We start from the raw sequence: 17,797 nt of genomic DNA on the forward strand, positions 1-17,797 counted from the left end.
GTATGTCAGATCAAGCCGAGTTCAGCCACGGCAGCCCGCTCGTCCAAAAGCTCACTGGCTGTAGCATCCATCTTCCCGCGGCTAAAGTCGTTCACTTCCAGTCCTTGAACAATTTCCCAGTTTCCGTCCGAAGTAGTCACCGGGTATGAGTAAATAAGTCCCTCGGGCACCCCGTATGAACCGTCGGAGGCTACGGCCATCGATACCCAATCGTCCTCGGGTGTGCCAAGGAGCCAATCGCGGGCTGCGTCCACGGTGGCTGAAGCTGCCGATGCCGCAGAAGAGGCGCCCCGGGCGTCGATGATCGCTGCTCCTCGCTGGGCAACCGTGGGGATGAAGTGGTTCTCAATCCAGTCCTGATCGTTCACCACCTCGGCCGCGTTCCGGCCAGCGACTTCGGCATGGAAGATGTCCGGATACTGTGTTGCGGAGTGATTGCCCCACACGGTCATCCTGCGGATGTCCCCAACCCGGACACCGGTCTTCCTGGCGAGCTGTCCAAGGGCGCGGTTGTGATCCAACCGGGTCAGCGCGCTGAACCGTTCTGCGGGGATGTCCGGGGCGTTGGTCATGGCAATCAAAGCGTTGGTGTTGGCCGGATTTCCCGTTACGCCGATCCGAACGTCGTCGGCCGCGACCCTGTTGAGGGCCTGGCCTTGCGCGGTGAAGATCGCACCATTGGCACTGAGTAGCTCGCCGCGTTCCATGCCTTTGGTCCGCGGCCGTGCGCCAACGAGGAGGGCCAGATTCACGGCGTCGAAAATATGGTCGGCGTCGTCGCCGATCTCCACCGAGTCCAGGGTGGGAAAAGCGCAATCGTCCAGCTCCATCACAACACCCTCAAGTGCCTTTAACGCGGGGGTGATCTCCAGGAGCCTGAGTTGCACCTGAGTATCGGGACCGAACAAGGCACCACTGGCGATCCGGAAGAGGAGGCTGTAGCCGATCTGGCCAGCTGCGCCGGTCACAGCGATCTTGATGGGCGTTCTCACGTGTGGTTCTCCTTGCTGTTCTGACGTATCCGATGGACTTTGCAAGCTGTAAGTCATCGTGCCACAGAGCCGGCCAACGACTCATTGCGACATCGCCGGAACAAACACGAAACCGCTGGAACAACGCGAAATCGCCGGACGGGCCCAGCGAACTGGAGCCCATCCGGCGATTCAGGTGGAACGGGCGGCGAGTTGCCGCCGTCGTGAGTTCTTTACTTCGCCAGGAAGCGGAGCAGGACCTCGTTGATTTCGGCGCCATGCGTCCAGAGCATGCCGTGCGGTGCGTCTTCGATTTCCACGTACTCGGCCGAAGGGAGGCGCTTGGTGAATTCGCGTCCCGTTGCATCGATTGGCAGGATGCGGTCGTCGGTGCCGTGGACGATCAGTGAAGGGACGGTGACCTTCTCAATGTCGGAGCGGAAGTCGGTGAGCCAGGAATCCACCACTGCGAAGGACGCGTACCAGGACGAGCCTGCGGCCACATTCCAGGAATTCTTCAGGGCTTCTTCGCTGAGGCGGTTGCCCAGGAAGTTATCGGTGTTGAAGAAGTCGTTGTAGAAGTTGGTGAACCAGGCGTAGCGGTCCTCGATGGCGGCGTTACGGATGCCGTCGAAGACTGATGACGGAACGCCGGTGGGGTTGTCGTCAGTCTGGAGGAGGAAGGGTTCGAGGGAGGCCAGGAATGCGGCCTTGGCGATGCGGGCTTCACCGTAGGTGCCGAGGTAGCGTCCCACTTCGCCGGTGCCCATCGAGAAACCTACCAGCACGGCGTCCTGAAGGTCCAAGGTTTCAAGCACGGTGTTCAGATCTGCTGCGAACGTGTCGTAGTCGTAGCCGGTGGTCGGCTTGCTGGATTTGCCGAAGCCGCGGCGGTCGTAGGTGATCACACGGTATCCGGCGTTGAGGAGGGCTGCGGTCTGCTTCTCCCAGGAGCCGCCGTCCAAGGGGTAGCCGTGGATGAGGACTACGGGCTGACCTGTTCCGTGGTCTTCGTAGTAGAGCTCAATGTCCGTGGTGTTCTCGGTGCCAACCTTGATGAAGCCCATGATTTGTCCCTTTTCTCGAAGCGGAGAACGATCGTTCTCCCTTGGTGTTTTCCATAGTAGAGAACGTTCGTTCTCAATGCAAGTAGAATGGGTACATGAATTCTTCCGAGGTTCGAGAACGCATCGTTGCCACCGCCGACGGGCTCTACAACTCCAAGGGAATCCAGGCCGTCGGGATGGACGAACTCCGCTCGGCGGCAGGAGTGTCTTTGAAGAAGCTCTACGGGGAATTTCCCTCAAAGAGCAGCATCGTCATGGCCGTGCTGGAGTATCGGCATCAGTCCTGGACCGAAGGGCTGGACGCCACAGTGCAACAAGCCGGGACGCCCAAAACGCGGCTCCTCGCCATTTTTGACTACCTTGCGGGATGGTTCTGCCAGGACTCGTTCCGGGGGTGCGGCTTCATCAACAGCTTTGCTGAACTCGGTGCCATCAGCCCCGAGGTGGCCGAATATGCACGGAAACACAAGGAATCATTCCAGGAGTATGTTGCACGCCTGGCGGTAGAAGCCGGCGCCCCACCGTATTTGGCGCCCCAGCTCGCCATTCTCGCCGAGGGCGCCCAGACCACGGCGGCCATCGCGGGGACATCCGATGCCGCGGGGCAGGCGCGTCAAGCGGCCGAAGTTCTGATCGACGCAGCGCTGACTTCCAACTAGGCTTCTGAGACGAGTCGAACGGCTCGTCAGGAAGTAGACCATTCGTGTTTGAAGTCCCCAGCATCTTGTTCCTCTCGGCAGGCTTTGCGGTGTTGGCCGCCGCTGTCCTGCCAAAATTGTTGCGCCACATGCCTCTCTCAATGCCCATGGTCTTCCTGGGTAGCGGCATTCTGGCATTCACCTTGCTTCCTGATTTGCCGGACCCGGACCCCATTCTCCATGCGGACTTCGCGATGCATTTGACGGAAGTGTGCGTCATCATTTCCCTCATGGGTGCGGGACTGGCCCTGGACAGGCCCTTCCATTGGCGGGGTTGGTCCACTACCTGGCGTTTGCTGGGGATCGTCATGCCGTTGTGCATACTTGCGATGACGCTGATGGGCTTGTGGGTGTTGGGGCTGGGTCTGGCCGCCGCCATCCTCGTTGGGGCCGCGATTGCACCCACTGACCCGGTGTTGGCCTCCGAGGTCCAAGTAGGAAAACCCGCAGACACGGAAGAGGACCCGGATGAGGATGAGGTTCGCTTCGCCTTGACCTCAGAGGCCGGTTTGAATGATGGCCTGGCCTTCCCATTTGTTTATCTGGCCATCCTCATCAGCTTGGTGGGGGCATCTCCCAGCGCATGGTTGGGGGAGTGGGTTGGCCTGGATGTTCTGTGGCGAATAGCTGTTGGCGTGCTGCTCGGTTTCGGTACCGGCAAACTCCTGAGCCTGATTTTCTTTGCCGCCAAAGGAAAGAGCTTCCGGTTATCGGATCACTCTGAAGGTTTCGTGGCGCTCGCGGCCACCTTCCTGGCTTACGGCGTGGCCGAATTGGTGGAAGGCTACGGGTTCGTCGCCGTCTTCATCTGCGCCGTGACTATCCGTTCTGCTGAACGCCACCACTCGTACCACCAGGTGCTGCACGGTTATGTTGAGCAGCTCGAGCGCCTCATGACTGTGGTGATCCTGGTGCTCCTTGGAGGCGCCATTGCCCGCGGTCTCTTGGGCGGGATCGGGTGGACGGAGGTGTTGGTAGCTTTGGTGTTCCTTTTGTTGGTCCGTCCGTTGGCAGGATGGCTCGGGTTGATGGGTGGCAAGACCGGTCCACGGGAACGCCTGGCCATCTCCTACTTCGGCATCCGCGGGATCGGCTCACTCTATTACGTGGGATACGCGCTGACCCATGGGAACTTCGACGCCGAGTCGGAGAAGCTTTGGGCCTTTATTGCGCTGGTGGTGGCGCTGTCCATCGTGGTGCACGGGGCCACCACTGCACCGCTGATGAACCGGCTGGATCGGCTGCGGCTGGCCGCGGCTCGCGAGCAGCATGGCGACGAAGGCCGGGCGCCGACAACCGCTGTTTAGCGTGCGAGCGTGTGACCGGCGCCCACTTCACAGTGGACGGGCTCACTGCGGAAGGAGACCGGGCCATGGAAGACTGGTGGCATGTCTCCCCGTCCCATGAAACCGCGCCCCCAGTCCGACGCCGTTGACAATGATGGCCCCAGGCCGCTGAGTAAAGGGCGCCGTCACCTCGCTATGAGGCTCGACGACGCGTGGCTTGGTTTTCAGACGCGCCTCGCCATCCGGCGTGGCCGGGTGGAAACCGTCATCCCTTACACCGGGTACGGGAGCACCTCCTGGGTGCGGGTCCTTGCGCGGGTTGTCCGCAGTGACCCCCGGGACGCCGCGGGTCACGCCCGTCCATTGCAGGAAAGCATGCGCGGGTGGCGCAACTTCACCAGTGCGCCCGTGGCGAATGCTCGTGTGAACGTGACCATTGCCGGCACGGTTTTCGATGTGAAGGCTGACCGCGGCGGAGTGGTGGATGCGCGTATTCCAGTAGCCCTGGACGCCGGGTGGCACACCATCACCCTTCAGTCGGGGGAATCCGAAACCGTAGAGGCTCCTGTGGAGATCGTCGCGGATGATGCAGAGTTCGGCGTGGTATCTGACATCGACGACACCGTGATGGTCACGGCACTGCCGCGTCCTTTCCTGGCAGCGTGGAACACTTTTGTCCTCAACGAGCACGCCAGAACCCCCACGCCGGGCATGGCGGTGTTGTACGAACGGATTGCCCGGACGGCGCCTTCGGCTCCAGTGCTGTATCTGTCCACCGGGGCCTGGAACGTAGCACCGACGCTGTCCAGATTCCTGTCCCGCAATCTGTACCCCGCCGGGCCCAAGCTTTTGACCGACTGGGGTCCCACTCCTGACCGTTGGTTCCGCAGCGGGCAAGAGCACAAACGGACCTCGTTGGAACGCCTCGCGGAGGAATTCCCCAACATCAAGTGGCTGTTGGTGGGCGACGACGGCCAGCACGACGAAGCGATTTACTCCGAGTTCGCCCACCGTCATCCCGCCAATGTCAGGGCCATCGCCATCCGCCAACTCTCGGCCGGTGAAGCGGTGCTGGCGGGAGGTCGCTCCAAGTCAGGCGGCCAACCAACCCCCGGGGTTCCTTGGATCTACGCGCCGGATGGGGCGGGAATGTCTGCCAGGCTCGAAGAGCTGGGCGTCATCCGGAACGAGGTCCGCTCCGCCGACGATCCAGAGGAAGGCGACGTTCAAGCAGCCTCGGAGTAGTCACTACGCGACGTCGACAAACGTCGAAGCGGGCCCAAACTACCGGCGATCCGGCAGGATTCCAGCGATCTCGGCGCCGTTACCCTCTTAGCCGCCGGCCTGGCTGAGTACGTCCGCCTCTCTGGGTGCTCCGACGGATCCCCGGTGGATCAAGGTGGCCACCAACTCGCGAGCAGGCGCTGACGATCTCCTGCCCTCAATTTGCCGGATCAATGCCGAAGCGGCTGCAATTCCCATGTCGTAGACGGGCTGTGCGATCACGGTGAGCGGGGGAGTGGTGAGGCGCGTCCACGCGAAATCGTCGTACATGAGGAATGAGACGTCGTCCGGGATGGCAAGCCCGGATTCCTGGATAGCTTCCACCACGCTCAGGGCGATCAGGCCGTCCGAGGCGATGATCGCTGTGGCTGCGTCCGGCCCACTAAGAAGCTGGCGGGTGATCTCCTTGGTGGATTCGGCGTCTCCGGCGTTGAGCCGAACCAGGTCTGCCGGGAAGCTGAGACCCTGGTCGTCGAAGGCTCGGCGGATCCCGTCAAGACGGTCCGAGATCTGCGAGGAGTCCAAAGCCATCCCGTCCTGGTAGGGTCGGTCTGCCTTGAGGGTGGAAACGAAAGCGATGCGCCGGTGTCCGGCCTCGATCAAGTACTTGGTGGATTCATAGGAGATGCCGCCCATGTCCACGGCGAAGGTCTCAACGTCCAGACCTTCGGCTCCACGGTCCAACAAAACAAGTGGACGACCGGAATCGCGGACCTGCCGTAAATGCGAGGTCTCCACGGACGAGGCTGGCGCCACAATGAGCCCATCAACCCGCTTGTCCAACAGCACGCGGACGGCGTCCACCTCGGCGGTTTGTTCCTCGTCAGTGTTAATGAGGATGACGTTGAAGCCGCTCTTCTTGGCGGTGTCCGTGATGCCCCTGGTGGCGAGCCCGAAATGCGGGTTTTCGATATCGCCCACCACAACGCCAATGGTGTTCGATTTGCCCGTGTTCATGCTGCGCGCCAGCTCGTTGGGCCGGTACTCGAGCTTTTCGGCCGCGGCCAGGACGCGCTCGCGGACGTCGTCGCTGACCGCCCCGTAGTTGCCCAGTGCGCGGGCTGCTTGGGCCTTGGACACTTGCGCGGCCTTGGCGACGTCGGCAACCGTTACGTCCCGCCGTCGGGATCCTTCAGTGCTCATGTTCACCTTTCACGTGGGGTGTTGACGCGGCTTTGTGACTTCCGCTACATTCTAATCAATCGATGTGAGTCCGGTCTCAATCCTAGAGTCTGAGACCGGACTCAACAAGACCCCGCATCGAGCAATAACACTTTGCGGCTCCTGACAGCACCGCTCTCCCTCCCACGATTGGACAACGCTGTGTTCAAACTGAACTTCCGCCCGGCAGCCCTCGCAGCAGCGGCTCTGGCGGCCATCCTCGCCCTCTCGGGATGCGGCGGATCCTCCGCCAGCTCCTCGCCCTCAGCCGATAACCCCTACGGCCTGATCGAGCCCGGCACCATCCGCGTCGCCAGCCTCGGCGATTCCAAGCCCTACACCTTCACCGACGCCTCGGGTAACTTCACTGGCTTTGACGTGGAACTCTTCAAGGACGTGGCCCAACGGGCCGGCGTAGACAAAGTCGTCTTCACCGGACAGGACTTCTCCGGACTTCTGGCAGCGGTAGCCAACGGCCAGTTCGACGTGGGCGTGGCGGCCATCGGCATCACGGACAAGCGCAAGGAAACTGTGGACTTCTCAGACGGCTACCTCGCCGGATACCTGACAGTCATCACCACCAAGAACTCCGGCATCAACGACGCCGACGGCCTGAACGGCAAGCGCCTGGGCGTTGTCCAAGGCACCCTGCAGGAAGCCTACGCCGTGAAGAACTTCACCTCGGCGCAGTTGGTCCGCTTCCCGGACAACAACACCGCCATTTCAGCAGTCAACAGCGGTTCCGTGGACGCCCACTTCCTGGACTACGAGGCCGCCAAGGAATACCAGGCGCAGTTTGGACTGGTCAGCGCCGCGGACATTCCGTCCTTCGATGCTCCGGCAGGTTTCGCAATAGCCAAGGACAAGCCCGCCTTCAAGGAAGCCCTGAACAAGGGCCTGGCCGAAGCAATGGAGGACGGCACGTGGAAGAAGCTCTACGAAAAGTGGTTCCCGGGTTCGCCGATGCCGGAACAGTACCTCCCGAAGGCCGAGCGGACCTCCAGCCCTTCCCCGACGGCAAGTAAGTAAGCCAGTAAGTAAGCCACCCAACACCTAACGTCTGAGAGCATTTCAATGGATTGGCTCAATACCATCAGCCGCACGTTCTTCGACTTTGACGCCATGGTCGAAGTACTGCCCCAGCTCCTCGGAGTTGGCCTCCTCAACACCCTGATCATCTCCATCGCAGCAACCATCCTCGGCGTAGTGATGGGCATGGTGGTGGCGGTCATGGGAATCTCGCGGTCCAAGTGGCTGCGCATCCCGGCACGGATCTACACGGATCTCTTCCGTGGCCTGCCCGCCATCCTCACCATCCTGCTGATCGGCCAGGGTTTTGCACGGTTGAGCCAGTCTGTCTTCGGGCCATCACCGTACCCGCTGGGAATCATCGCGCTAAGCCTCATCGCCAGCGCTTACATCGGAGAGATCTTCCGGGCCGGCATCCAGAGCGTGGACAAGGGCCAAGGGGAGGCTTGCCGCGCTTTGGGCATGAGCTATTCCAAATCCATGGCCCTGGTGGTGGTGCCGCAAGGGATCCGCAGGGTCCTGCCGGCCCTGGTGAACCAGTTCATTGCCATCGTCAAGGACTCTTCCTTGGTCTACTTCCTTGGACTCCTGGTCAGCGAGCGTGAACTGTTCCGGGTGGGCCAGGACGCAGCAGTATTGTCCGGCAACCTCTCACCGCTGGTCATGGCAGGCATCTTCTACCTGATCATCACAGTGCCGCTGACCCATCTGGTCAACTACTTCGACAACAAGTTCCGCACCGGCCGCCGTCGTCCCACGGCACCCACCAGTGGGCTGAAGGAAGTCAAGGAACTCGATGCGGCCTCGCCGCTCATCACCGGGAGCAACACGTGAACCTCACAAGCAGCAGCGCACCAAGCAACAGTGCCACCAGCACCAGCAAGACCCAGGACATCGAAAAGTTCCACGGCTCCAGCTTGGAACTTCAGAACCTGACCATGGCTTACGGGGACGTCGATGTGCTCCGCAACGTCAGCCTCAACGTGGCTCCGGGAACCACCACCTGCATCATCGGCCCATCCGGCTCAGGCAAATCCACGCTCCTGCGCGGAGTCAACCGCCTGCATGAACCCAAGAGCGGCGATGTACTGCTGGCCGGTGAAAGTGCCCTCAAGGTCAAGCCGGACATTCTCCGTGCACGGATCGGTATGGTGTTCCAGCACTTCAACCTCTTCCCGGACCACACCGCCTTGGAAAACGTGGCGCTGGCCCTGTGGAGCGTCAAAGGAATGTCCAAGTCCGAGGCCCGGGAACGCGCCCGGCGCCGCCTCGCCGAAGTAGGACTCGCCGAACGCGCCGATCACCGGCCCCGGGACCTCTCCGGCGGGCAGCAGCAACGCGTCGCCATTGCCCGCGCGCTGGCCATGGAGCCCGAGGTCATGCTCTTCGATGAAGCCACCAGCGCACTGGACCCCGAACTCGTCAAAGGCGTCCTCAATCTCATGGCCGGCCTTGGCAGCCGCGGGATGACCATGCTGGTGGTCACCCACGAAATGGGCTTTGCCCGAAAAGTGGCGGACCAGGTGGTCTTCATGGACGAAGGCGAAGTAGTTGAAATCGGAACGCCCACCCAGCTCTTTGACAACCCACGCAGCGAACGCCTGCAGCGCTTTCTTTCGGAAGTGCTGTGATGGGCGGGCCACCACTGGGCAAGGCAACAGCGGCACCCATCCGGACCGCCGTCGTCGGGTTTGGCGTCTCGGGCAAGGTGTTCCATGCGCCGCTGATCCACGCGGACCCGGACTATTCCCTGGACGTCATCGTGACGGCCGACCCGCAACGACAGGCCGAAGCCCGGCGGCTCTATCCGCAGGCAACAATCGTGCCGACGCCGGAGGATATGTTCACCCTTGCCGGGAAGCTGGACCTCGTTGTCCTGGGAACACCGCCGCTCACGCACCTTGAGCTCGGTTCCACGGCCATCGCCCACGGGCTCAACGTTGTGGTGGACAAGCCATTCGTCACTACCGTCGCCCACGGTGAGGAGCTTGCCGAGCGAGCGTCCGACGCCGGTGTGCAGCTCACGGTCTTCCAGAACCGCCGGTGGGATGCCGACTTCCTGACGCTGCGAAGGCTGCTGCGGGACGGCGCCTTGGGCGAGGTGCGGACCTTCGAGTCGCGTTTTGAATGGTGGCGTCCTGAAGGCTTCGGGAATTGGCGCGACTCGGCCACGTTGGCCGAAGGTGGCGGCATCCTCCACGATCTCGGCGCCCATCTGATAGACCAAGCGATCCAACTGTTCGGCCCTGTGGAGGACAGCTACGGCGAGACCGCCAACCACGGCCCGCGCACAGATGCTGCAGATACCGAAGCTTTCGTGTCGCTGCGTCATGAATCCGGGGTCCGGACACGGCTGTGGATGAACGGAATGGCCGCCCAAGTGGGCCCGCGCTTCCACGTACTCGGCTCAAATGCCGGCTACACCAAGTGGGGACTCGACAGCCAGGAACCAGCGCTCGCAGCCGGCATCACGCCGTCGGACGCTGCTTACGGCACCGAACCCCAGGAGTCTTGGGGGCTTCTGGGAGTAGCCGGATCAGCCACGCCTGTACCGGCGGAGAAGGGCGACTACCCGCAGTTCTACCGGGAACTGGCCTCCTCGCTCCGCGGGCACGGACCGCTTCCCGTGCAAGCGGCCGAGGCGCTGGAAACCCTCAAGATCATCGAAAACATCCACGCGTTCGCGTAGGCAGCACGTCGCTAAGCCAGGCGCGTTTCAGAATTCAGAACCCGAAAGAGAGATCACGCATGTCCTCCACCAAGCACGTTGCCGTCATTGGAGGCGGCATCCTGGGCGTTTCCACCGCCGTACACCTTCTCCGTCAAGGCGCCTCGGTAACCCTGCTGACCGAGCAAGGACTGGCCAGCGAAGCCACCGGCCGCTCGCTGTCCTGGCTCAACTCGGCGGGCGAACGCTCCACGCCGTATCACCAGCTGCGGGTGGCAGGCGTTGACCGGTACCGCACGCTCTTCGCCGCGGACCCCAGCCGTGAATGGCTGCAGTTCGGGGGTGGACTCATGTGGAACGCCGCCGGGCAGAGTGAGGTTACAGAAGCCCGTCACGCGTACGAGAAGTCCATTGGCTATGACTCCAAGCTGTTGGCCCCTGAAGAGATTGCCTCAGTGACGCCCGGTATCGATGCCAGTGCGGTCCCCGAAAACGCCATTTTCAACCCCGGCGAAGGATGGGTCAGTCTCCCGGATCTGGTGAACTTCCTGATGGAGGAATTCCATGCGTTGGGCGGACAGTTGGTCCTCAACGCCGGCAAGGCCTCAGTGACGGTGCACGACGGACGGGCCACCGGCGTCGAAACTGTCGGCGGTGAAACGTACACCGCTGATGCCGTGCTGGTTGCCTGCGGTGCCGCAACACCCGCCGTCGTCAAGCCGCTGGGCGTGGAGATTCCCAACGGTTCACCGGTTTCCATGCTGGTGGTCACCAAACCGGTGGAACACGGCGTCACGGCAGTGATGAATACACCGCGGGCAGCTGTTCGGCCGAATCCCGGCAACACATTTGCCTTGGATCACGACTGGTACGAGCACCAGATTACGGAGCACTCCGACGGTACTTTCAGCATCCCGGATGACGTTGTCCAGGAGCTGGCGGACGAGTCCTCCAAGCTCATTGCGGGCAATCCCGAGCTCAAGCCTGCCTCGTGGAAGATCGGCTACAAGCCCATCCCCGGCGACGGCGAACCAGTCTTCGGTGAACTCGGCCAAGTGCCGGGCTGCTTCGTGGCCTTCACGCATTCAGGTGCCACGCTCGGCCTCATCGCCGGTGAGCTTTTGTCCGGTGAGATCCTGAGCGGCCAGAAGCACCCCATGCTGTCCACGTTCCGCCCGGGCCGTTTCTCCTAGAGCCCACTTAAACAGGCCAATGGCCCCGATACGCCATCTGCTTAACGTGTCGGGGCCATTGGAGTTTAAGGTGACCTGATCAGCAGGTCATGGTGCCCTTGAAGGGCTTGCCCGTCCAGAAATTGTTGGAGCCGGGAACCTTGTAGAACCCGCGGACTTCGTAGCTCCAGGTGCCGATGATCTCGATGCCCGAACTGTACGTCCTTCCAGAGGCCTGGCTGAGGTCTCCCGTGAACTCGAGGTTGCCGGAGCGGTCATAGACCTTCACCTCGTAGTGATTGGCATTGGCCACCGCTCCGTAAGAATTCACGGTAACTACGGTTTGCAGGCCGAAGGTGCATCGCATGGTGACGTTGGCGGTGGCCGGAGCGGGAATGATCGCGGCTGAGAACTGTGGGGTAGCGCGCTCACTGTCGGTGAAGGCAGCAAAAGCGGCCGTAGGCCCGGCTATCAGGCCAAGAACGACGACGGCGACGATCACCAAGGCACGGAGGAAACTGTTCCGCGGTGTCATGGTGATGGTTCTCCGTTCTGGTGAAGTGGCTGTGCTTGACGGGATACTCGCCGGGCCTGATCGGGCTGGGGGGGAAGGAACCGATCAGACCCGGCGGGGCCGGTGGTGTTGTTTACTTGGTGGTTTCGGTGCGTTGGGTGCCGGTGAAGGCGAAGGCGATGGTGGAGGTGGCGCCTTGGAAGTCGTTGTTCGCGGTGGTGGGGAACGCGGTGGTGACTTTGAGGTTGTCGGTCTTGGCCGAGGTCAGCGAGGTGAGGTTGTTCAGGACTTTGTTCGCTGCGATGACCGGTCCGGAGGCCAGGACGGTGGTCTTGGTCCCGGTGCAGTTGTAGGGGGCTGCGGCGCCGGTCCAGGCCACGGAGCAGTTTTCGATGGTCAGCTGCAGGCCGTTGGTCACGTCCGTGGTGAGCAGGGATGCGGTGGTGCCGGCGTTGGTGGTGAGGGTGACGTTGTTCAGGTCCGAGTTGCCGGTGTTGGCCAGGGTGACGAGTTTTTCGACCTTGTCGCCGGGCAGCAGTCCAGCGACCGGGACGTTGAGGGTGTTCGCGGGGCCGGGTGCGCCCAGGGCGATGGTGACCGTTCCTGCGGTGACGGCTTGGGAGGCGGAGGTCGAAGAGGTGAACGCGCCGTAGGTGCCCATGCCGGCGACGGCGGCTGCGGTGCCGACCAGTGCGACGGAAGCGAGGATCTTGCCGGAGGTGGTCTTGAGGCTGATGGCCATGGGAATCAGTTTCCTTTCGGGAGGCCACCGTGAGACCGGCCGGCCGTTCGTTTCCAGCCTGTGTGGCTGACAAGAACTACTGTGCCGGGCCCGGATCAAGAACAAATCCTGCATACCCGCAACACTTCCTCAGGAAAACCTCAAGACTCCCGCAACACACTCCGCAGCAGAATCGAGCAGTTTCGAAGAAGCCGCGGATCCGCGGGCAACTTAGCGTTAGGGGTATCAGTTCATAAGACCAAGGGGAGCGAACACCATGACGGATACGGACAAGACGGCAACTAAGGAAAAGTCCTACGACGGCTTCACGGAAGAGGAGCGCGCCGCCATGAAAGAGCGCGCGCAAGAACTCAAGAAGGCGCCGCGCAAGAAGGCATCCAAAGCGGACAGCGAGGCTGATGTCATGGCCAAGATCGCTGAGATGCCAGGGACGGGAAGAACATTGTTTTCTTCCAGAGCTTCCACAAGTTCAAGGCGCGGTATGCCACACTCGGCTTTGAGGAGAACGCGAAGCTGGATGATGGAGCCATGTGGCCCACGTCCTTCGCCGTCACGGAAATCACCCCCGAGGTTGAAGCGCGGATCGTCGAACTCATTAAGAGGGCTCTGGGGTAGGGGGATCTACTACGTCGGCTGACTGTTGGCGGGCGGCAAGTCCGGGTTCATGTCTTCCAGGTTTGGGTCTTCTGCCGTCCACACCTGGATGATGGCCCATGTTACGGCCGCGATGGGTACGGCCAGGACTGCGCCGATGATTCCGGCCAGGATGGTGCCGGCCGTCAAAGCCATGAGGATAACCAGCGCGTGGAGCTTCAGGGACTTGCCCATGACGATCGGCTGGAGGAGATCACCTTCGAGCTGATTGACGGCGATCACAACGATCACCACGATCAACGCCACGATGGGGCCGTTGGCAACCAGTGCCACCAAAGCGGCCAGGATGCCGGCAACGGTGGCACCCACCAAGGGGATGAACGCGCCGATGAAAACGATGATCGCCAAAGGAATGGCGAGTGGAACCTGCATGATGAGTAGCGCCGCGCCGATGGCCACCGTGTCCACCAAGGCAACGATCGCTGTTCCCCGGACGTAGCCGCCAAGGACCTCCATGGTCCGCTTGCCAACACGGCGAAGCTTGGCTTCCCGCACGCCTTTGAAGGGGCGCAGGAAGAAGTCCCATATTTTGGCGCCGTCCTTGAGGAAGAAGAAAAGGATGATGACCACCAGGCTGGCGCCTGCCAGGAACTCCGTGACCACTGACAATCCGGTCACTGCTCCGGAGCGTACCTGGCTGCTCTGTGCGAACTCCACTACGGCTTCGCGCGCTTGGTTCAGTTGCTCCCGTTCAAGGGGGAGCGGTCCTGTCAGCAGGAAGTTCTCAAGTTCGTCCAGCCCACGTGCCGCCTGACTGATCAATTCGTCCCACTGGCTGCGGACAGAAAACACGATGACAGTGATGACTCCGCCGAGCACTATCAATAAGCCCAGGAACGCGACACCCGTTGCCAGGCCCGCGCGCCATCCCCGACGCCGCAGCATATTCACGAAGGGGCCAATGGCTGCGGCCAGAATGAGCGCGATGAGCACCGGAATGACCAGCAGACGGATCTGCAGGAGTCCGAAGATCGCCACCACTGTCAGGGTCAGGATGAGCAGTATCTGGCTTGCCCGGACAGCCGTCCGGCCAAGTGAGTCCTTCCAGAGATCCGGCTTGGATGGCTTGCGGACGGAAAAGTGGGCGGTTTCCTGGGGTTCCGTCATGGTGGCTCCTGTTCGTTCGCATCGGTCAGCCGATGAGATCAGACATAAGCCTACTGATTATTCCCCGATGTGGTGGCGTACCTGCTGGCATCGCCCTGCTAGTGCGTCGGATCAGGGTGTGGAGGTACCGGGCCGGGATCGGGAGCCGGAGGCGGGCCGGGGGTTGGATTCGGGTCAGGAATGGGGCTCGGCGGAAACGGCGTGGTGGGATCCGGGGGTGGTGGTACGGGTCCGGGATCTGGAGGAAATGGCTCGGGCTCGTGGTGTGGAGGCAATGTCACGATCTCTCCTTTGCGCACTGAAGGGTATTGCTCCGGCAGATAACTGCAGCCTACTCCCGGTTTCCACTCGGCCACAGGGTGTCCTTCACAGCTAGCGGACAGAAGCGGACCGCAATGCTGATTACCGCGGTAAAACATTTTTAGGTCACATGACCTAGAATTAAACTCATGACCGATTTCCTTGAACTTGATACCGCAGGTCCCGTGCTGATCGTCGGCGGGTACGGCACCGTCGGCACAGCGTTGACCCGGCTCGCCGCAGCCGAATGGCCCTTGCTCATCACGGGCCGGAACCCGGAGCGCGGCAGCCATTTGACTAGCAGCAGCGTTCCCGGTGAGCAACGAAAAGTGACAGTACAGAAAGTGTCAGTACAGAAATGGGACCTCAACCAAGCGGAGCCATTCGCCGCCAAGGTCAGGGCGGTCATCAGTACCGTCAACGATCCCCATGACAGGGTGCTTCGCGCAGCCGTCGCCGCCGGAATTCCGTACGTCGATGTCACCCGTTGGACCAGCCGCGTCACCAGGGCACTCACTCTGGCTACCCTTCTGCGGCCAACGGCTCCTGTCTCACTGAGCTCAGGCTGGATGGGAGGGGTCACCAATATCGTGGCAGCAGCTTTGGCCCAGGATGTGGGCGGCAGTGACAAGATCGACGTCGCCATCCGATACGACATCAATGACCAAGCCGGAGCCGATTCAGTGGACTTCATGGATCGGCTGGGACTGGACTTCGAAGTACGCAAAGGCGGTCAGGCCGCCGTCGTACGCCCCCTGACTGACACGCGCTGGGTGGACATTGCCGGGCATCGCACCAAAGTGGCGCGACTCGACACACCTGAACAGTTCACGATGCCGCTCACCCTTGGTGCCGGATCGGTGTCCTCCCGGATCGGCTTCAGTTCCAACGCGTCCACGACGGCGTTGCTCGCCGCACGTGCGGTGGGACTCTTCCGCTGGGGTAGCGGGGCACGGTGGGCGCCGCTGCGAAGGTCCTTCCTCTACTCGCCCGGCTCAGGTGGCACGGCACATATCCGCATCGATGTGAAAGGTCCGGCCGGAACGCGAACTGCCGTCATATCCGATCCGCAAGGGCAGGCACACCTCACCGCTTTGGGCGGTTTGCTGGGGCTGCGCAGTGTTCTCGCGGCGGGCACCGGGCCCGGTGTTACCTTCCCCGAATCCACACCGGATCCAGCGTCCCGGCTGGCGGAACTTGAATCACACGGTGTGACAATATTGAGGTCATGACCGAAAGCAAGGGCGCCCTGCGGAAGGCGGCGCTCCTTGACGCTGCTCAACAAGTTCTGGTCACCAAGGGCAACGCCAATGCTGCCATGCGGGACTTCGCCGCCGCGGCCGGGGTGCGCATCGGACACCTGCAGCACTACTTTCCTACGCGGGCGGACCTGATCCGCGCTGTCCTTGAGCGAAGCCTTGAACGCTCACTGCAGAGGCTTTCGGAAGAGGCCGGGCTGGACCTTGGTGCCGGTGCGTCCGGAGGCCTGACCCGGGAGGATTCCCATCGACTCCTGACGGCGCTGCTGCACGAACACTCAGCGCTTGAAGACGTGAAGATGCACCTGGAGATCTGGGCCCTGGCCTCAGCAGACCAGCAAGCGGCGGCTGCGCTGAGGAGCTTCTATGGGCAGTATGCAGCGCACGTCAGCAGCATGGTGCGGCGCGGTAGGCCAGAGTTGTCGGAGCCGGAACTCGCCGGCGTTGCTGCCGCGATCGTGAGCCTCTTCGAGGGGGCGGCCGTCACACGCTCGGATATTGCCGGCCTCCGGACAGAGTACGGAGACGGATCCATTATCAGCGCGGCGCAGTCGTTGATCCACGGACAGGAGCCCGCCCGGTGACTCAGCTAGTGCCCACTCCGGCCCAACTCCGTTGGCAGGAGCTCGAGCTCGGTGTCTTCATCCACTTTGGCATCAACACTTTCGCCGGCAAGGAGTGGAGTGACGGCACCGTCCCGGCGTCAAGTTTCAACCCGACCGAACTCGACGCCGGCAGTTGGGTCCGCGCGGCAAAAACGGCAGGTGCCCGGTACCTCATCCTCACAGCAAAGCACCACGACGGATTCTGCCTGTGGCCGACGGCCACCACCGATTACTCCGTAGCGTCATCGCCGTGGCGGGGCGGCACAGGTGATGTTGTCAGGGAAGCCGCCGAAGCCTGCAAGGAACAGGGGATCGGCCTGGGGCTCTACTTGTCGCCGTGGGACCGCAACGCTGACTGCTACAACAACCCCGCCGCATATGACGATTTCTACGTCCGTCAACTCACCGAGCTCTGCACAGGCTACGGTCCGCTCATGGAATTGTGGTTCGATGGCGCGGGTTCGGTGGGTAGAAAATACGACTGGGACAGGATCATCGCCGTCGTTAAGGAACACCAGCCCGATGCCATGATCTTCAACATGGGCCAGCCCACCATTCGCTGGGTGGGTAACGAGAATGGACTGGCATCGGACCCCGTCACCTATGTTGTGGACCGCACGTCCGATACCCAGTACACAGAGACCAGCTCGGGGCTGCTCGCCGAACACTACCTGCCGCCCGAATGCGATGTCTCCATCCGCCGCGGCTGGTTCTGGCATCCGGATGACCAACCGAAATCCGTTGAGCACCTGCTCGCCATCTATTACCAATCGGTGGGAATGGGTGCCAACCTCTTGCTGAATGTGCCACCCGATACCCGTGGTCTCATTCCTGACCGCGACATTCTGGTTCTGAAGGAGTGGAAGGCGGAATTGGATCGTCGCCTCTCCGGCGTGGTTGAGGCGACGCTGGAACATCACGACGGCGGAGTGACGCTGGGTTTCCCCGCTGCGGTTACGTTCAACCACCTGGAATTGGTTGAGGACTTGAACGCGGGGCAGCGGATCACCCGTCACGTGGTGTCCTCCGAAGGCGCGAACCTTATTGACGGGATGACCGTGGGTAGCCGCCGAATCCACCAATTGCCGGTTGTCACCGCATCAGAGCTGCACGTGAAGTTGTCAGGCGAGGGCGCCCGCCTGCTCTCGGCGCGGGTTTTCACCGGCGCTTTGGATGCTGATGTTCCAGCAATCCCCGAAGGGTATGAAGCCCCCACGGTGGCGCCCGAGTAGTTCTTCCCCGTGCACTGTCCGGCCTGTCCGCCACCGTCACCATGTGGC

At 62.0% G+C, this 17,797-nt stretch carries 17 protein-coding genes and 1 pseudogene; 12 read left to right on the forward strand and 6 right to left on the reverse strand.

From position 1 onward, the window contains the following. Positions 1-5: 5 nt before the first annotated feature. Both ACZ5J0_RS02805 and ACZ5J0_RS02810 read right to left on the reverse strand, forming a co-directional pair. Positions 6-992 carry a malate dehydrogenase gene (locus ACZ5J0_RS02805; RefSeq protein ID WP_223941684.1) on the reverse strand — a complete coding sequence of 329 codons (987 nt, stop codon included), beginning with the start codon at positions 990-992 and terminating at the stop codon, positions 6-8. Positions 993-1,204: 212 nt separating this feature from the next. Beyond that, the gene (locus tag ACZ5J0_RS02810; RefSeq protein WP_166841260.1) at positions 1,205-2,038 is read right to left on the reverse strand and encodes an alpha/beta fold hydrolase; all 834 of its coding nucleotides are present in this window, start codon (positions 2,036-2,038) and stop codon (positions 1,205-1,207) included. Positions 2,039-2,133: 95 nt separating this feature from the next. Between ACZ5J0_RS02810 and ACZ5J0_RS02815 the strand changes: the two genes are divergently transcribed. The 3 genes from ACZ5J0_RS02815 to ACZ5J0_RS02825 all read left to right on the forward strand — a co-directional run bounded on the left by ACZ5J0_RS02815 (position 2,134) and on the right by ACZ5J0_RS02825 (position 5,267). Then, positions 2,134-2,697, forward strand: a complete 564-nt coding sequence (locus ACZ5J0_RS02815; RefSeq protein WP_142936811.1) for a TetR/AcrR family transcriptional regulator — start codon at positions 2,134-2,136, stop codon at positions 2,695-2,697. A gap of 44 nt (positions 2,698-2,741) precedes the next feature. After that, positions 2,742-4,043 (forward strand): cation:proton antiporter, encoded by a 1,302-nt coding sequence (locus tag ACZ5J0_RS02820; protein ID WP_464094132.1) that lies wholly within the window; start codon positions 2,742-2,744, stop codon positions 4,041-4,043. An 81-nt stretch (positions 4,044-4,124) separates the two neighbouring features. Then, positions 4,125-5,267 carry an App1 family protein gene (locus ACZ5J0_RS02825; RefSeq protein ID WP_142936809.1) on the forward strand — a complete coding sequence of 381 codons (1,143 nt, stop codon included), beginning with the start codon at positions 4,125-4,127 and terminating at the stop codon, positions 5,265-5,267. An 87-nt stretch (positions 5,268-5,354) separates the two neighbouring features. Here ACZ5J0_RS02825 and ACZ5J0_RS02830 read toward each other — a convergent pair whose 3' ends face one another. Beyond that, positions 5,355-6,449, reverse strand: a complete 1,095-nt coding sequence (locus tag ACZ5J0_RS02830; protein WP_142936808.1) for a LacI family DNA-binding transcriptional regulator — start codon at positions 6,447-6,449, stop codon at positions 5,355-5,357. Between the two features lie 180 nt (positions 6,450-6,629). On the opposite strand from ACZ5J0_RS02830, the gene ACZ5J0_RS02835 reads away from it, so the two are divergent. The 5 genes from ACZ5J0_RS02835 to ACZ5J0_RS02855 are packed head-to-tail and all read left to right on the forward strand — an operon-like array spanning position 6,630 to position 11,357. Next, positions 6,630-7,496 (forward strand): ABC transporter substrate-binding protein, encoded by an 867-nt coding sequence (locus ACZ5J0_RS02835; protein ID WP_142936807.1) that lies wholly within the window; start codon positions 6,630-6,632, stop codon positions 7,494-7,496. 45 nt (positions 7,497-7,541) lie between these two features. Next, positions 7,542-8,330, forward strand: a complete 789-nt coding sequence (locus tag ACZ5J0_RS02840) for an amino acid ABC transporter permease (RefSeq protein WP_011773348.1) — start codon at positions 7,542-7,544, stop codon at positions 8,328-8,330. Then, complete coding sequence (locus tag ACZ5J0_RS02845; RefSeq protein ID WP_142936806.1) at positions 8,327-9,127, forward strand: amino acid ABC transporter ATP-binding protein; 801 nt, start codon at positions 8,327-8,329, stop codon at positions 9,125-9,127. The genes ACZ5J0_RS02840 and ACZ5J0_RS02845 overlap by 4 nt, the downstream gene beginning before the upstream one ends. Further along, positions 9,127-10,185, forward strand: coding sequence for a Gfo/Idh/MocA family protein (locus ACZ5J0_RS02850; RefSeq protein ID WP_464094133.1), 1,059 nt, complete (start codon positions 9,127-9,129; stop codon positions 10,183-10,185). Before ACZ5J0_RS02845 ends, ACZ5J0_RS02850 begins: the two co-directional genes overlap by 1 nt. 59 nt (positions 10,186-10,244) lie before the next feature. Further along, on the forward strand, positions 10,245-11,357 hold the full coding sequence (locus tag ACZ5J0_RS02855; protein ID WP_142936804.1) for an NAD(P)/FAD-dependent oxidoreductase: 1,113 nt from the start codon (positions 10,245-10,247) through the stop codon (positions 11,355-11,357). A gap of 79 nt (positions 11,358-11,436) precedes the next feature. Here the strand turns inward: ACZ5J0_RS02855 and ACZ5J0_RS02860 are convergent, their stop codons facing one another. Both ACZ5J0_RS02860 and ACZ5J0_RS02865 read right to left on the reverse strand, forming a co-directional pair. After that, entirely contained in the window at positions 11,437-11,871 is a 435-nt protein-coding gene (locus ACZ5J0_RS02860; protein WP_464094134.1) for a SipW-dependent-type signal peptide-containing protein, read from the reverse strand. Between the two features lie 112 nt (positions 11,872-11,983). Beyond that, on the reverse strand, positions 11,984-12,592 hold the full coding sequence (locus tag ACZ5J0_RS02865) for a TasA family protein (RefSeq protein WP_142936802.1): 609 nt from the start codon (positions 12,590-12,592) through the stop codon (positions 11,984-11,986). A 256-nt stretch (positions 12,593-12,848) separates the two neighbouring features. On the opposite strand from ACZ5J0_RS02865, the pseudogene ACZ5J0_RS02870 reads away from it, so the two are divergent. After that, positions 12,849-13,207 (forward strand): annotated as a pseudogene (locus tag ACZ5J0_RS02870) (hypothetical protein). A 9-nt stretch (positions 13,208-13,216) separates the two neighbouring features. On the opposite strand, the gene ACZ5J0_RS02875 reads toward ACZ5J0_RS02870, so the two are convergent. Then, positions 13,217-14,353, reverse strand: coding sequence for an AI-2E family transporter (locus ACZ5J0_RS02875; protein ID WP_464094135.1), 1,137 nt, complete (start codon positions 14,351-14,353; stop codon positions 13,217-13,219). Between the two features lie 449 nt (positions 14,354-14,802). Between ACZ5J0_RS02875 and ACZ5J0_RS02880 the strand changes: the two genes are divergently transcribed. Genes ACZ5J0_RS02880 through ACZ5J0_RS02890 form a run of 3 tightly spaced genes read left to right on the forward strand, consistent with a single transcriptional unit; the run spans position 14,803 to position 17,749 of the window. Next, positions 14,803-15,885 (forward strand): saccharopine dehydrogenase NADP-binding domain-containing protein, encoded by a 1,083-nt coding sequence (locus ACZ5J0_RS02880; RefSeq protein WP_464094136.1) that lies wholly within the window; start codon positions 14,803-14,805, stop codon positions 15,883-15,885. Beyond that, positions 15,882-16,496: a TetR/AcrR family transcriptional regulator gene (locus ACZ5J0_RS02885; protein WP_464094137.1), complete on the forward strand. Its 615-nt coding sequence runs from the start codon at positions 15,882-15,884 to the stop codon at positions 16,494-16,496. The genes ACZ5J0_RS02880 and ACZ5J0_RS02885 overlap by 4 nt, the downstream gene beginning before the upstream one ends. Further along, complete coding sequence (locus tag ACZ5J0_RS02890; protein WP_464094138.1) at positions 16,493-17,749, forward strand: alpha-L-fucosidase; 1,257 nt, start codon at positions 16,493-16,495, stop codon at positions 17,747-17,749. Before ACZ5J0_RS02885 ends, ACZ5J0_RS02890 begins: the two co-directional genes overlap by 4 nt. The last annotated feature ends 48 nt before the right edge of the window (positions 17,750-17,797 follow it).

It is taken from the genome of Arthrobacter sp. DualSoilB13 (assembly GCF_055389195.1).